14 protein-coding genes and 1 tRNA gene are annotated in these 16,281 nt (G+C 35.9%); 14 read left to right on the forward strand and 1 reads right to left on the reverse strand.

Annotated elements, in window-relative coordinates:
• Window positions 1-498 precede the first annotated feature (498 nt).
• The 12 genes from trmB to Ana3638_RS05650 all read left to right on the forward strand — a co-directional run bounded on the left by trmB (window position 499) and on the right by Ana3638_RS05650 (window position 12,875).
• Window positions 499-1,134 carry a tRNA (guanosine(46)-N7)-methyltransferase TrmB gene (gene trmB / locus Ana3638_RS05595; protein WP_161837147.1) on the forward strand — a complete coding sequence of 212 codons (636 nt, stop codon included), beginning with the start codon at window positions 499-501 and terminating at the stop codon, window positions 1,132-1,134.
• A gap of 75 nt (window positions 1,135-1,209) precedes the next feature.
• Window positions 1,210-1,350, forward strand: coding sequence for a hypothetical protein (locus tag Ana3638_RS05600; RefSeq protein ID WP_161837148.1), 141 nt, complete (start codon window positions 1,210-1,212; stop codon window positions 1,348-1,350).
• Between the two features lie 106 nt (window positions 1,351-1,456).
• The gene (trxA, locus tag Ana3638_RS05605; RefSeq protein ID WP_161837149.1) at window positions 1,457-1,774 is read left to right on the forward strand and encodes a thioredoxin; all 318 of its coding nucleotides are present in this window, start codon (window positions 1,457-1,459) and stop codon (window positions 1,772-1,774) included.
• 316 nt (window positions 1,775-2,090) lie between these two features.
• Window positions 2,091-2,163: transfer RNA gene (locus tag Ana3638_RS05610), tRNA-Lys, on the forward strand.
• A 505-nt stretch (window positions 2,164-2,668) separates the two neighbouring features.
• The gene (dcm, locus tag Ana3638_RS05615; protein WP_161837150.1) at window positions 2,669-5,191 is read left to right on the forward strand and encodes a DNA (cytosine-5-)-methyltransferase; all 2,523 of its coding nucleotides are present in this window, start codon (window positions 2,669-2,671) and stop codon (window positions 5,189-5,191) included.
• Complete coding sequence (locus Ana3638_RS05620; RefSeq protein ID WP_161837151.1) at window positions 5,188-6,393, forward strand: restriction endonuclease; 1,206 nt, start codon at window positions 5,188-5,190, stop codon at window positions 6,391-6,393. The genes dcm and Ana3638_RS05620 overlap by 4 nt, the downstream gene beginning before the upstream one ends.
• A gap of 201 nt (window positions 6,394-6,594) precedes the next feature.
• Entirely contained in the window at window positions 6,595-7,026 is a 432-nt protein-coding gene (locus Ana3638_RS05625) for an NUDIX domain-containing protein (RefSeq protein WP_161837152.1), read from the forward strand.
• Window positions 7,027-7,151: 125 nt separating this feature from the next.
• A complete protein-coding gene (locus Ana3638_RS05630; protein WP_161837153.1) occupies window positions 7,152-7,658 on the forward strand; it encodes a GNAT family N-acetyltransferase in 507 nt (168 codons plus the stop codon).
• 17 nt (window positions 7,659-7,675) lie between these two features.
• Window positions 7,676-8,566 (forward strand): damage-control phosphatase ARMT1 family protein, encoded by an 891-nt coding sequence (locus Ana3638_RS05635; protein ID WP_246240810.1) that lies wholly within the window; start codon window positions 7,676-7,678, stop codon window positions 8,564-8,566.
• A 459-nt stretch (window positions 8,567-9,025) separates the two neighbouring features.
• The gene (gene ilvD / locus Ana3638_RS05640; protein ID WP_161837154.1) at window positions 9,026-10,759 is read left to right on the forward strand and encodes a dihydroxy-acid dehydratase; all 1,734 of its coding nucleotides are present in this window, start codon (window positions 9,026-9,028) and stop codon (window positions 10,757-10,759) included.
• Window positions 10,760-11,118: 359 nt separating this feature from the next.
• Window positions 11,119-11,472 carry a DUF1697 domain-containing protein gene (locus Ana3638_RS26035; protein ID WP_330587884.1) on the forward strand — a complete coding sequence of 118 codons (354 nt, stop codon included), beginning with the start codon at window positions 11,119-11,121 and terminating at the stop codon, window positions 11,470-11,472.
• Between the two features lie 407 nt (window positions 11,473-11,879).
• Entirely contained in the window at window positions 11,880-12,875 is a 996-nt protein-coding gene (locus Ana3638_RS05650; RefSeq protein ID WP_161837155.1) for an SPL family radical SAM protein, read from the forward strand.
• A 164-nt stretch (window positions 12,876-13,039) separates the two neighbouring features.
• Here Ana3638_RS05650 and Ana3638_RS05655 read toward each other — a convergent pair whose 3' ends face one another.
• Window positions 13,040-13,663 (reverse strand): flavodoxin family protein, encoded by a 624-nt coding sequence (locus Ana3638_RS05655; RefSeq protein ID WP_161837156.1) that lies wholly within the window; start codon window positions 13,661-13,663, stop codon window positions 13,040-13,042.
• 433 nt (window positions 13,664-14,096) lie between these two features.
• On the opposite strand from Ana3638_RS05655, the gene Ana3638_RS05660 reads away from it, so the two are divergent.
• Both Ana3638_RS05660 and Ana3638_RS05665 read left to right on the forward strand, forming a co-directional pair.
• Window positions 14,097-15,527 carry an aminotransferase class I/II-fold pyridoxal phosphate-dependent enzyme gene (locus Ana3638_RS05660; protein ID WP_161837157.1) on the forward strand — a complete coding sequence of 477 codons (1,431 nt, stop codon included), beginning with the start codon at window positions 14,097-14,099 and terminating at the stop codon, window positions 15,525-15,527.
• A gap of 43 nt (window positions 15,528-15,570) precedes the next feature.
• On the forward strand, window positions 15,571-16,167 hold the full coding sequence (locus tag Ana3638_RS05665) for a guanylate kinase (RefSeq protein WP_161837158.1): 597 nt from the start codon (window positions 15,571-15,573) through the stop codon (window positions 16,165-16,167).
• The last annotated feature ends 114 nt before the right edge of the window (window positions 16,168-16,281 follow it).

Consider the following 16,281-nt stretch of genomic DNA (forward strand, 5'->3'; position numbering starts at 1 on the left):
TCCTATTAAGTCTAAAGTAAGTAAAACATTCAAAATATAACAATTTTATAGATATGTATATATATTACTATATTTCCTTGAAATTACCATAGCCAAATTGCACAAATTAATATTTTAATTGTTTTTCTCCAACTCTATGTTATAATGTAAAACGGTATTTCATCTTTCATTTTAGGGTAAAAGCAGTTTTTATCCCTTTATAATAGAATTTTTAGGTAATTAGGAAATTATAGTTTTCCGAATATATCATGCAATTGATACCTGTTTATAGTATCAGTTGCCCTATAGTACAGATTTGGATCTGAAATTGCAGTAACGGTATGGTATATAGAAGCAATAATAATGTTTCGTGATTGTCTAAATAGAATTCGAGTGTCAAAAGCCCTTTAATTATAGGTATAATGAATATAGATACGCTCGTATTCATTTAAAATACTAAATTGGGCGTTTGACCCTCGAATCCTAAATACAATTTTAATTGAAAGGTATGGGAATTTTATGAGATTAAGGAATGTAACCGGTTCCAGGGAAGTAATAGCATCCAATGAATATGTGGTGCATGATCCTGAAAATTTAAAGGGTAAATGGAATGAATTTTTCGGTAATGATAACCCTATTCATATAGAAATTGGTATGGGTAAAGGAAAATTTCTAGTTCAGCTGGCACTTGCTAACCCGGATATTAATTATATCGGTATTGAAAAATACTCCAGTGTTTTAATCCGTGCCGTTGAAAAAAGGAAAGAAATGGAATTCAATAATCTATGGCTGATACGATTTGATGCAGAATATATTAACGATATATTTGATGAAAACGAGATAGATAGAATCTACTTAAACTTTTCCGATCCCTGGCCGAAAGACCGTCATGCAAAGAGAAGACTTACTTCAAAAGAATTTTTAGCCAGATACGATAAATTCTTAAAATCAGACGGAGAAGTTATTTTTAAGACGGATAACCGCGTTTTATTTGATTTTTCCCTGGAACAGGTGGAAATAGCGGGCTGGAAATTACGTAATTATACCTATGATTTACACCATAGTGAATATGCTATAGGTAACGTTAAAACCGAATATGAAGAAAAGTTCTCATCCATGGGAAATCCCATTCACAGATTGGTAGCATACCGATAAGTCAGAAAGAAGTAGAGGAATACTATGCCATTTCATATAATGATTATAACAAAAGGAAGATTCGGGTGAGATGGCATGAAAAATTCATTTAAAACGCAGCTTTCGAAAGCTTTGGGCGGTAATGTTGAACTGAATAAAAAAGCGATACGTATAAAACGTTCCTGGGATGAAGTAGCAGGTTTAATTACCAAAGGTAAACAGAAACCTAAAAAATGATAAATTTAGCCATGATATCATGGTGCATATTCTGGTTTGCCTGAGGCATTCTATATAACAGGAAGAGTTAAAATAAATCAGATTGTTAATCAAAGGAGGAAAGACAATGGAATTAAAATTTACAGATGAAAACTTCGAATCAGAGGTACTTAAATCAGAAATGCCGGTATTAGTAGATTTTTATGCAGACTGGTGCGGACCATGCAAGATGATGGCGCCGATTATTGAAGAAATAGCAAATGAGTATGAGGGCAAAGTTAAAGTCGGCAAGCTTAATGTGGATGAGGCTCAGGGTACCAGCAGCAAGTACAGGGTTATGTCCATACCGACCTTATTAATTCTAAAAAATGGTGAAGTAGTGGATACCATAGTTGGCGCCGTACCAAAATCAAAAGTTGTTGAGAAACTGGATCAATATAAATAAAGTTTTAGTGAGATCAATTGACATAGGATCGGTAAAACGAAACTATGTCAATTGAGTTTAGCAACACAATATTTGCCTATAAAAAATAGGTAAGGAAGGAAAGATAGGAAGACGTAACATGGCCTTTCTTGCAGCGGTTTATAGACACTAATTTAAGAATAATACCTTGTATTTTCATAAAGTATTATAAGGTATGCAGTAGAAAAACGTCATAATTTTTATAATTCATAAAAAAATCTTAAAAAAAACTAAAAATATGCTTGCAATTTAATAAACTATCAAGTATAATGATTTTTGCGTTCAAAACATAACGTAAGCGCTTCTAGCTCAGTTGGTAGAGCACCTGACTCTTAATCAGGGTGTCCAGGGTTCGAGCCCCTGGAGGCGCACTGTAAAGTCCTTGTTTGGCAGACGTAGGAGCTGCTGGGTAGGGGCTTTTTTGTGTGGAAAAATTCGGCCCCGGCTTCCGCCAAACAAAGTAAAATGGAGTTGATGTAAGCCGGAGGGCCGTATGAGTTATAAAGAAATGAAAAGTAAATAGAAAAGGTGAGAAGCAGATACCGGTTTTGGGGATTATATAAATCGGTTATCTGCTTTTAATTTGTTAAAATGAAAATAAAAATATAATGTAATTATAGACAAAAAAGTTTGATTTTTTGCTCCACACAATATCCAGTATTTCAAACCAAATGAAGCACTTACTTGAGCAGCTAAATACCCATTTTAACGGTAATTTTTAGCTTATAAGAATCAAGCTTGTTGATTGGGAAAAAAATTGCTATAATAGAAACATAAAAATCGAACATATCTTTGCAGGGAGAAACATAGCTAAAAGGAAGATATATACTCATTAAAAACAACAAGGATAAAAACTTGAATAAAGAGGTAATTAGAATGATAGCAAATAATACGTTAACATACATAAGCTTATTTTCATCTGCAGGGGTAGGCTGCTATGGGTTTAAGCAGGCAGGTTTTGAGTGTATAGCGACAAATGAACTCATTCATCGGAGATTAAATATTCAAAAGCTTAATCAGAAATGTAAAAACCCAGGCGGTTATATTGAAGGGGATATTACAAAAGAAGAAACCAAGGAATTAATCTTTGCCGAGATTAAGAAATGGGAATCCGAGGGTAATGACAAAGTTGATGTAGTTATTGCGACACCTCCCTGCCAGGGTATGTCTGTTGCCAATCATAAAAAAGCGGAAAATGAAATCGTAAGAAACAGTTTAGTGGTTGAAAGTGTGGAAATCATTAAAAAAATTAAACCCCGTTTCTTTCTATTTGAAAATGTAGCAGCGTTCTGGAAAACAGGGTGTACGGCACCGGACGGCAGTATTAAAGCCATAGGGCAGGTTATAACGGAAGAGTTAGGAACGGACTATATCATTATGAACCAAATTCTAAACTTTAAGAATTATGGCTCCAACTCCTCCAGGACAAGGACCGTAGTAATCGGAGTTGAAAAACATTTGGCAGAATTTATCGCCCCGGTCGAACTGTTCCCAACTTACAAGCAAGAAAAAGTATTAAAGGACGTCATCGGTCATTTACCAAAATTAAAATGGGGACAATTTGCACCGAAAGATTTCTATCATCAGTTCAGGACTTATCCGGAAGAAATGAGGCAGTGGATTCATGATTTAAAAGAAGGAGAAAGTGCCTTTGATAATGAAGAGCTTGAGAAACGGCCTCATAAAGTGATTGATAATACCATCGTTCAGAATCAAAGAAAAAACGGAGATAAATACACCAGGCAGGTGTGGAGTAAAGTTGCGCCCTGTATACACACCAGAAACGATCAGTTAGCAAGCCAGAATACGGTACATCCGGAAGAGGACCGGGTATTTACTATACGGGAATTAATGGAGCTGATGACGATTCCCTATGAATTTAAGTGGTGTGACATGGAGCTTAAGGAACTAAACAAACTATCCATTGATGAGAAATTGACATTGCTTAAGAAAGAAGAAATCAATATCAGGCAAAGTATCGGGGAAGCAGTGCCTACCACAATATTCCATCAGATTGCCTGCAATATTAAGAAATTTATCACACAAAACCATTTATCGGCTCAGGAAATCAATAAGATTATATTAAACTATGACCTAAAAGATATAAACAATTTAAAGAAATTTATCAGGCAGAATGAATTAAATTTAGGAAATGCTACCTTAGCCAGAATCGCTGAGTTAGTTAATTCAAAAAGGGAAAATAATTCGGCTTATTTTACCAATAAATTTATCGTAAATGAGATATTTAAAGAATTACCGGATTTTGAAAAGGAAGAAATCAATGTGATTGAGCCATCGGTAGGTGTGGGAAATTTCCTCCCGTTTATTTTTAAAAAATATGAAAGTATCCACAAAGTTAATATTGATGTGGTGGACATTGATAAAGATGCTTTGGAGATTCTTAAATTATTATTGGAGAAGATGGAAATCCCTGAGAATATTCACTTAAAGTTTATCAATACGGATTCTCTTAAATACCGGGAGAAACATTATGATTTGACCATCGGAAATCCGCCGTTTACGAAGATGAAAGCAACTGACGTAAAAGATTATATTGAGTTTAATGTCAATAAGGTAACGACTAATTTATTTGAATTTTTTCTGGAAAAGGCAATCCAGACAAGTGATTTCGTTGCTATGATTACACCCAAGGCGCTACTTAACACCCCTGAATTTGAAGCTACAAGAAAAATGCTGGAGCAGCTAAGAGTCGATTGTATTATAGATTTCGGAGAAAATGGATTTAAAGGGGTTTTGGTGGAAACCATCTGTATCCTGGTTAATACGCGGAATAAACCGCATAAGACGAAAATTAAATCGTTGACCTTAAATCTTGAACTGGAACAAAAGCAAAACTATATTTTTGATAATAGATTTCCTTACTGGATTATTTACAGGAATGCCTTTTTTGATAAAATAGCAAAGAAAATGGAATTTGATATATTCACCGTATTCCGGGACAGGCAGATTACCAATACCAACAGTACCTTAGAAAAACAAAAGGATATGATACGGATCTTAAAATCCAGAAATATCAGTGACGATGGGACGGAAATCCTCGATATAGAAGGATATGATGCTTATATGGACAAAACAGAGGCAGAAAAACTGGCGGTCTATAAATATTTTAATGATTTGAGTGTATACTTAACACCTAATATGACCTATAAACCCAGAGTTACCAAAATGAAACCGGATATCATTGTAAACGGTTCCGTGGCCGTATTAATTCCAAAAAAACCGGTTGAATTAACGGAGTGCCAAATGAAATATTTTTCCACCGGGGAATACAGGGAATTTTATAAAATAGCAAGAAATTATCAAACCAGATCATTAAATGTGGATAGTAACAGCTGCTTCTGGTTCGGAAGGCTTGCTAAGGAGGAAGACATAAATTGAGTGAAGAGTTAATAAAAGACTTTTTGAATCAGTATGATTATGATATACGGAAAAGTCATGATGCAAGATGGATTGACCAAAAATGTACCATGGATGTAATATCCTTAATCGCTGACTGTATACTGGAACATACCAAGTCGGATTATAAGAAAGAATTTGCGGTAGGAGACATTTGGCACAGTCCGTATACCATAGATAATGTCCAGGAGATCTTTCGTAAACCAAACCCGGAACATGCGGCCCAGAATGAATATGACAAATGGTTCGGACAACCGATAAAACTCCTTGGTTATAGTAAGATTTTAAACTGCGAAACCAGAAGCGGCAGAAATTATTATACCGTAGGGAACCGGGAAGTGCTGGAATACATCAGCATACGGGAAAGAAATGCCTTTTTATTTCTATGTTTGTATATAGAGAAAGTTCTTAGAGACAGTGACATTTATTATTTATTTGAAGCTTTCTTTGATGCACCGGGTAAGAATACATTTTTAAGTATGAAAAAGGGATTTTCTGATTTTACCATAAAATATACACCCATTAACGGGGAAGTGGAATGTAACCGGATATTTATAAAAGTTCTAAATCCCTTGGCATGTAAATACCGGAAATTTGGTACAGTAAAAGGCTCCATGTCAAAAGACATTATCACCCAGGATATGCTCATGTATAATCAGAAAAACTGGAGAGACCTTTATTCAGAAAAACCCAAAGAAAAAACCAGGGAAGAATATGAAGCGACATTAAAGCCGGATAATAAAATGGCTGATTATAAAATACAAAAAGCCAAAAAGATTGTCAGGCAATACAATGATGTGTACAGGGACGGTAAAAGTGAGGTTTATGAGGAACGCCATATGTTGGATCTGGCCAGTCAAATACATCACATCTTCCCGGTTTCCGAACATCCGGAAATCGCGGATTATTTAGAAAATCTAATTGCCTTGACACCCACCCAGCATTTCGTCTATGCCCATCCGGAAAATAATACGAAATACATTAATAAAGAATATCAATATCAATGTCTGATTGCCAAGGCCGGAACGATTAAAGAAAATCTGACCGATGAGAAGCTTAATCCTATTTATAATTTCGAGGATTTTATGAATGTATTAAATACAGGTTTAAATACGGATAAATTTAAGGATATCACATTCATGGATTTTAATACGGTACTACAGACGATTGAGTGTTTTTATTAATATGTTAATTATAGGTAATTGGTGTCAAAAGCCATACAAATAGTTACATTCGTTAATTTGCACAGCTGCACCCTTATATCAGCGTGATATTCTGTAACACGTAATCAAAAAATAAAACGGTGCAGCTTGACGAACCATAATTTAAAAGGGGCTTTTGACACTCGAATCCTAATATAAATTTAATATATGGGGGAAAAAAATATGGACAGGCCTATCAGGAATTCAGCCAAAGCGCTGATAATTAAAGATGGTAAAATATTAGTAAGTAAAATTGATGATAACGGGGAAATCTATTATGTTATGCCGGGAGGCGGGCAGGAATCGGAAGAATTATTAACGGAAGCGGTAAAAAGGGAGGTTGCCGAAGAAGCAGGTATTCTGATAGAACCCAAATCTCTGAAATTTGTTGTGGAAGGGCTTGATGGAGAACCCTTTCACAGAGTGGACCTGGTATTTTTATGTGAATACATAGGCGAGATTAAAAATATTAAAATCCAAGGGGACCGGAACCAGGTAGGACTTGAGTGGATAGCTATTGACAATCTTAAAACTGTACTTTTTTACCCTTCTAAATTGCGTGAGCCGATTATACGCTTTTATCATAACGAGGAGACGGAAGTCTATCTATCTTAACAATGAAAATATGCAAACGTGTGAAAAATAATATACTCATATAACAATAATTTAAAGCAAAGGGAAATATCTTAATAAAATTAAGATTGTTTTGTCTTTGCTTTTTAAAAGAAAGGAATTTCAATATGCTTCGTTTAAGACCGTTTAAAATAAGTGATATACCATATTTATTAGATTGGGCCAAAGAGGAACGTATCTTTACCATGTGGTGTGCCAATCAATTTTCCTATCCCCTTACCGCTGAACAGTTAATGGAATATAGAGAAACTTATGATAAAGAAGAAAATGCCTGGAGCTTTACAGCCATTGATGAGACTGGTACACCGGCAGGGCATTTACTAATGAGAAATGCGGATTATGAGAAAGATAGTATTCATTTTGGGTTTATTATTATGAATCCCGATATCAGGGGAAAAGGTTACGGAAAAGAGATGGTTGGGCTTGCAGTAAACTATGCATTTGAAATCTTAAAAGTTAAAAAAGTGACCCTTGTTGTATTTGCTCCCAATACAGCAGCCCATAGTTGTTATAAAGCAGTTGGCTTCACAGATGTCAGGCTCCGGGAAGAACCGTTTCTTTATAAAGAGGAAACCTGGCATCTTTATGATATGGAAATCCAAAATAAGGCATAACGAGGAAAGGGAACAATATGAAACTTGGATCTTACTGCATGTATTGCATGATAAAAAGGCAAATGGAAAATGTGGAAAAATATGAGGATGAAGCTAAAAAAGCAGAATACATGAAAAATGTTTTAAAAATTATCTTAGACGCCGATGACCTTGCGGCGCCTGTAATTACCGCCAGGATTAACAGGCTTCATCTGGAATTTTTTAAAACCTCTTACAGCTTTGATGAGTTAAAAGAAAAGTATAATAACCTTATGTTACAGAAAGAACTGGCTATAAACGAAAAAATTGCCGCTTCTGGGGACAGGCTGTTAGAAGCGATTAAATATGCAAGAGTTGGAAATTACATAGATTTTGGAGCAATGGGGAGTGTAGATAATAATAAATTAGAGACACTGCTTGATACGGCTTATAAAGAAGACATAAATGCAACAGAGTATGAAGCTTTTTTAAAGGATATGAGTAAGGCAAAAGAGTTGGTTTATTTAACTGATAACTGCGGTGAAATAGTTCTGGATAAACTGCTTATAAAAATTATTAAAGAACTATATCCAAAGCTTAATATAACCGTAATCGTGCGGGGAAAACCAATATTAAATGATGCCACAATAGAAGATGCTAAATTGATTAAACTGGATGAGCTTGTACCGGTTATGGGCAGCGGCTTGGATGTACCGGGTACTTATTTGGAGGAAATGGAGGAATCGGCACGGGGAAAACTGGAAAGCGCAGATTTGATCATCTCAAAAGGACAGGGGAATTTTGAAACCTTAAACGGCTGCGGGTTAAATATATATTATATATTTTTATGTAAATGCGACTGGTTTTTAAGGCGTTTTCAGTTAGAAAAGTTTAAAGGTGTTTTTCTCAATGAAAAAAATCTGGTGGATACGATGAAACAGTTAAATTAAAATTTACAAGTGTAATTAAATATATGGTTATGATTCGAGCGTTAAAAGCCATACAGATAAATTTTATTCGTCAATTTGCTCTGCACTTCATCCAAAGCGATAGCGTGTTATGAAGAAACTTGTGTTTGCATCATATGGTTAAAATATAAATGGTGCAAATTAACGGAACTGTAATTAAAAATTGGTTTTTGAGACTCAATCATGGTGATAAATTAAATACAGAAAAACATTTTGTATTTTTAATGAATCTGCTATAATAAAAGGTAACTAAGAATTCATAGCAACTGTTTTGGAAAGCGCTTTTAATAAATGATATAGGTATTATTTGTACCGTACTGTATCTGCATATTTTGAAATCAAACAACCCGAATAACTTAAATTTCCAGGGATTCCTGAATAGTTGCAATTCATATATCATGATATAACCAACATAAAACGTTTACCGGAGGAAAAGGTAGTATGATTAAAAATGAAGACTTAACAAGTCAAAAACTAAGAAAAATTGCACCGGAGCTGGACCCTTTACGCAGAGGAATGGGATGGAGTGTAGAGGATTTATCCAAACCACAGATTATGATTGAAAGCACCTTTGGTGACAGCCATCCCGGAAGTGCCCATTTATTAAAATTTGTGGACAGCGCGGTAAAAGGTGTTAATGAAATGGGGGCAAAAGCCGCAAGATATTTTACAACAGATATTTGTGACGGTATGTCCCAGGGACATGATGGTATAAATTATTCTTTAGTTTCCAGAGATATGATTGCCAATATGATTGAAATACATGGAGGTGCCACACCTTTTGACGGCGGTATTTTTGTTGCCAGCTGTGATAAAGGGGTACCGGCGCACTTAATGGGAATCGGCAGAGTTAATATTCCCTCTATTATGATAACCGGAGGTGTTATGGACGCAGGTCCTGACCTCCTTACCTTAGAGCAGATCGGCACTTACAGCGCCATGTACCAGCGCGGTGAAATTACGGAAGAGAAATTAACTTTCTATAAGCATAATGCCTGTCCCTCCTGCGGAGCCTGCTCTTTTATGGGAACGGCCTCCAGTATGCAGATTATGGCGGAATCCTTGGGGCTTATGCTTCCCGGAAGTGCCTTAATGCCTGCCATGTGTGAAGATCTGAATACATATGCCATAGAAGCCGGAAGACAGGTTGTAAACCTTGCTAAATTAGGGTTAAAACCAAGAGATATGGTTACTATGAAATCCTTTGAAAACGCGGTAATGGTTCATGCGGCTATCTCCGGTTCCACCAATTGTCTGCTCCATATGCCGTCCATCGCCAGAGAATTTGGATTAGAACTGGACAGTGAAAGCTTTGACCGCCTTCACAGGGGCGCCCATTATCTGCTTGATATCCGCCCTGCAGGAAAGTGGCCTGCTCAGTATTTCTATTATGCCGGCGGTGTTCCTGCAATAATGGAAGAAATTAAAGATAAACTTCACTTGGACGTTATGACGGTAACCGGTAAAACCTTAGGTGAAAATCTGGAAGATTTAAAGAAAAACGGATACTACGACAAATGCTATTCCTACCTTAAGAAAGTAGGACGTAAAAAAGAAGATATTATCAGGTCATTTCATAATCCCATCGGTACGGATGGAACAATTGCTGTCTTAAAGGGTAATTTAGCACCGGAGGGCTCTGTTGTTAAGCATTCTGCAGTACCTAAGGAGATGCATAAAGCAATTTTAAGGGCAAGACCGTTTAATTGTGAAGAGGATGCCATATCTGCTATCTTAAATAAACAGATTAAACCGGGTGATGCGGTACTGATCCGTTATGAAGGACCAAAAGGCAGCGGTATGCCGGAGATGTTTTATACAACAGAGGCTATTTCCTCAGATCCGGAACTGGGCAAATCCATAGCGTTAATAACGGACGGACGTTTTTCGGGTGCTTCCAAAGGTCCCGCGATAGGTCATGTTTCTCCTGAGGCAGCAGAGGGCGGGCCAATCGGATTGGTTATGGAAAACGATATAATTGAGATCGATATTGAAAACCGTATCTTACAGATTGTAGGTATCGGCGGGAAACGCTGTTCCCTGAAAGAAGTGGATAAAGTATTACAGGAACGTAAACATCAATGGACTCCGATGGAAGAGAAGTACAAATCCGGAGTATTGAATATATTTGCCAAACATGCGGTATCGCCGATGAAGGGCGGATACATGAAATAAGCGTTTTATTTCAAAATATGATCCGAGTGTCAAAAGCCAATTTTAAATTACGGCTTCGTCAATTTCCACAATTTTATTTCTTGATTGCTTGATACAAACACGAATTCACTCGTAACACGCTTTCGCAGTTACTCATTGAACTATATTCGGTATCATGCTAACGTTAGGTACCGAAGTGCAAATTGACGTATGGAGTTTCTTTGTATGGCTTTTGACACTCCAATCAAATATAACTATGTATAAATATTCAAAGTATTTTTAATACTGAAATTATATACTAAAATTATATATTTAAATCGTAGTAAATGAACAATCGCAATTTACTACGATTTGTTTTCAAACTATGGAGAGTTTACAATATGATTATTTATTTAGCATTATTAAGAGGTATTAACGTAGGCGGAAAAAATATTATTAAGATGGCAGATTTGAAACGAGTATTTGAAGCAATTGGGCTTTGTGATGTAAAAACATATATTCAAAGCGGAAATGTTCTATTTAAATCAGATGAAAAGGAGGAAGTCCTGTCAGATAAAATTGAACATGAGATAGAGGCGGTTTTCGGAATTCCTGCTAAAGTTATTCTAAGGACATCTAAAGAGTTTAAGCAAATTATTTTGAATTGCCCCTTCTCCCAGGATGAAATAGCAGAAGCAGAGAACTTATCCGAAGCAGAGAGTCTCTATGTTGCACTTTTGGCACGTACCCCTTAAAAGAAAATACCGGGTGTTTAGATGCTTACAGAAGTGAAAGTGATAAATATTATATTGCAGGCAGAGAGATATACCTATTATTCCAAAACAGTATTCGGAATTCAAAACTTGCTAATAATCTTCATAGACTGGATGTGCCGGCAACTGTACGTAATTGGAAAACATTAAGTAAACTTGCTGAATTAACAAAAACCATGGAAGTTTGAGATGTAATCAACAGTAATCTCCTAGTGAAATCATAATATATAAACTTTATAAGCCTTAATAAGTCCGGAACTTATTTGATAAAATTTTTTTAAACATTATAATTATTGAACATTTCATTCATAATAACTATGATTCGTATAAAATAAACAGCTTGGTTAGTAAATGATTCAGGTAATTAAAATTGTAAACGAGGTAATAATATGCGTCCGGATAAAATATATTTTGAACCCGAGGTTTTAAATTTTCCCCTCGGTAAACAGCTTAAAGAACAATTGAAAGATATAGAATGGAACCCAATTGAAAATCATAACAATATTGAGGAATTAAGAAAAAAAGAAAATGCGGAATTTGCTAAAATGAAGCAATTGCTCATAATAGGCATACGTAAGACACATAAGTATACGGAAAATTATAAAGTTTCGGATTATCTGATACCCTACACTTCTTCAGGATGTACCGCAATGTGCCTGTATTGTTATCTGGTTTGTAACTATAATAAATGCTCTTATTTAAGGCTTTTTGTAAACCGGGAACAGATGCTGGACAGGTTGATCCGTTTCTCCAATAAAAGCGAAAAGGAACTTACCTTTGAAATCGGCAGTAACAGTGATCTTGTACTGGAAAATACCATTACCGGAAACCTGCCTTGGACTATAGAAAATTTCCTAAAAAATAAAAAGGGAAAGTTAACCTTTCCAACAAAATTTAATATGGTGGAACCTTTACTTCCTCTTTCCCATCAGGGGCGGGTTATTTTTCGAATGTCGGTGAATCCCCAATATATTATAAGTAATGCAGAAGTTGGCACCGCATCCTTAAAACATCGCATAGAAGCTATTAATAAAATGGCGGAAGCCGATTATAAAGTAGGTATATTGATTGCCCCTGTCATTCTGTTAGACAACTGGAAAGAGTTATATCTGGAACTGTTAGACCAATTAAAAGACGGGTTATCCGAGAAAATGCAGAAGCAGATGTTTATAGAAATTATTTTTATGACATATAGTTTTATTCATAGAAAGATAAATAATGAAGCCTTTCCGGAAGCAATGGAATTATATGATAAAGAGCGTATGAAAGGCAGAGGTATGGGTAAATATTGTTATAAAACAGAATGCAGGGATGAAGGGGAAGAGTGGCTTTTGAACGAGATTGACAGAAGATTTGGAAAAGATAAAATATTGTATTTTAGTTAAAATTAATAGTTAATTAGAAAATACAAGAGGGGCTGTTGCATAATAAACTTATCGAGATTGGGCCTGGAATTTCTCCCAAGGAAGATAAATTTTGAATTTGCAACAGTCTCTTTCTTGTAAGTCTTATCAAACCCCTCTATTGCAGGAGTACACATGGATTAAAGTTAGCGAATGAAATTTGTAGCTACTCTTTCTTCTCTTTCAGGGAGTGAAATTCCGGCTTCTTTACCGGCTTTGATACATTTTAAAAGCCAAGCCATATTCTTGCCTATGGTTCTCATAGTCTGCATACCCTCTAAATCTTTCTTAACCTCTTCCGGTGTATTGCCGTGAACCATATTCCAGTATTGAGAGGAAACCACAGGCATACTGGAGATTGTTAAATATTTATTCAGTTGTTCAAAAGCAGCAGTGGAACCGCCGCGGCGGCAGCTGACAATCACTGCACCGGGTTTGTACTGGTAACCGTCTCCGGCATAAAAAAATCGGTCTAAGAAGGAAGTCATCTGTCCGGAAGCTGCGGCATAATGAACCGGTGACCCAAAGATAAAGCCATCTGCTTCTTTTGCTTTTTCTAATGCTATATTTACGGTGTCGTCATTGTAAATACATTTACCGGAACCGTCATAACAACCACCGCAGGCCATACAGCCCCTGATCGGTTTATTTCCGATATGAAAAATTTCTGTTTCGATGTTCTCTTTCTCTAATTCCTTTACAATTTCCTGTAAAGCAGTATAAGTACATCCGTGAATTTTAGGACTTCCATTGATAAGTAAAACTTTCATATTTACACCTATTGCATATCACAGGCCTGCCTGAGATATAGCCACAATATAAAAATGTGAAAGAATTCATATGTGGCATCCTTTCTTTTTAAAATTTTCTTTCACTTTTACCTTAAACCCGACGTTTTAATTTTTACGCAAATGAAGTTTGCCGGGAATTATGCGGGTTTAAAATTTTTTAGGTTGAAAACGTGCAGCATCCTAAGTAAATAAAATTGATCATTTTTATTAACAGTATAAAACATAAATATAAAAAAGGGAAGAACTTACTATTTGGTGCCATACTATAGAAAAGGTAAGTGTAAGGTTAAATAAAAGATTGAATAAACAGACTTTACCATGTAAAATAAAAATAGTTCTTAAGGAGGAGCTTTGGAGTGGTTAATAAAACCATAAAAAGTACCGAATAATAAAGAAAGGCAAGTCATTGCATATGAATTTATACGATAAATTATTAGAATACAGTGAGTCGGATTACTATCCCATGCATATGCCCGGACATAAAAGAAATAAGGAACTTCTTACCATGGTCAATCCATATTCCATCGATATTACTGAGATTGAGGGTTTTGATAATCTGCACCAAACTGAGGGAATCCTCTTAAAAGGAATGGAGCGGGCGGCTGCTCTTTATAACTCCCGGTTTACCGGTTATCTGGTAGGCGGCAGTACGGCTGGAATATTAACCGGTATATCAGCCTGCACACAGAAAGGCGATAAGATTTTGGTGGCGAGAAACTCCCATAAGTCGGTATATCATGGGATTTATTTAAATGAATTGGAACCGATTTATATTTATCCACAGACAGAGCCCCAATTTGGGATCAGTGGTGGAATTCTTCCTGAAAAAATAGAAGAGATGTTGATAAAACATCCGGATATTAAGCTGGTAGTTTTGACTTCACCTACTTATGAAGGAATACTATCGGATATAAAATCGATAGCAGAAATAACGCATAAATACGGTGTGCCTCTTATGGTGGACGAAGCCCATGGAGCTCATTTAGGCTTCCATCCCGGATTTCCCCAAGGTTCCGTCGGACTGGGGGCTGATATAGTTATCCACAGCATTCATAAAACATTGCCCGCCTTTACTCAGTCTGCATTAATCCATGTTAACAGTAATCTGGTAAATATTGAAGAAATCAAAAGATACCTTGCTATATTTCAGAGTTCCAGTCCATCCTATCTATTAATGGCTGGAATTGAACAATGTATCACTTTACTTGAGGAAAAAAGGGAAGAATTGTTTGAAGAATATTATAATCAGCTTGCCCTATTTTATGATCGTATGACAGGATTGAAATATATGAGAATACTAACCGGTGATATGGTTAAAAGTTCGGGCTTTTTTGCATTTGATCCATCTAAAATTATTATTTCTGTAAAGGGTTTGGATAAAAATGGAAATGATTTATATAACTGCCTGTTAGAGCAATATCATATACAGATGGAGATGGTATCTAAGGATTATGTTCTGGGTATGACTAGCATCGGAGATACCCGTGAGGGTTTTAAGCGGTTAGGAGATGCATTATTAGAAATAGATAGCCAACATAAAGAATATTGTTTGGTGGAAGATAATCTAGCTGCTGATGATACAGATAAATACATATATCCGGAAAGAATAATATCATCCAATGATGCATATAAGAGGCCTAGTGAAGTTATTCTGTTATCAGACAGCATTGGAAGAATTACAGCAGAATATATTAACCTTTATCCACCGGGGATACCTTTGCTTGTACCCGGGGAGAAGATCAGCAGAGAACTTCTTTTAAAAATAATCGGTTATCAAAAGAACGGACTATCGATTCAGGGGTTGGACGATACCGGCAAGTTTGTAAAAGTTATTTTAAATTAAGAGAGTTATAAATGAAACATAAGCTACGGGAAAGGAATATAGTATGTCCAAATTATTTGTTGTTATGGGGAAAAGTGCTACCGGAAAAGATAGTATTTTCAAAAAATTAAAAGAGACCGCAGCACTGGGTTTAAAATCCGTAATAGGTTATACAACCCGTCCTATTCGAAACGGTGAGACGGAGGGAATAGAATATTATTTTGTTAATGAAGAGAAATTAAATGAGTTAAAACGAAACAATAAAGTTATTGAACACAGGGCGTATCATACCATTCATGGAATCTGGAATTACTTTACTGCCGACGACGGACAGATTGACCTGAGCCGTTCCAACTATATTATGATCGGTACCTTGGTAACCTATGAGCAGATAAGGAATTATTTCGGAGAGAAGTCCGTAGTCCCTATCTATATTGAAGTGGAAGACGGGCTGCGTTTAGAGAGGGCATTACATAGGGAACAAAGCCAGGAAAACCCAAAGTATGCAGAAATGTGCAGGCGGTATTTAGCCGATGAGGAGGACTTCTCAGAAGAGAATTTAAATAAATTAAATATCACAAAACGTTATGAAAATAAGGACATTGAAATTTGTCTTAACAAGATAATTAAGGACATAAAACAGGCCTGCGGAGAAGAATAAACACCCATAAAATTTTTCTATTTATTATAATTAATCTATGATATAATGAAAGCGTAGTGAGGAATTGCAAGCTTGCTTGCAATACCGAGCGGAGTAACAAGAACATGAACATGC

This window comes from Anaerocolumna sedimenticola (genome assembly GCF_009931695.1).
Taxonomy (GTDB): domain Bacteria; phylum Bacillota; class Clostridia; order Lachnospirales; family Lachnospiraceae; genus Anaerocolumna; species Anaerocolumna sedimenticola.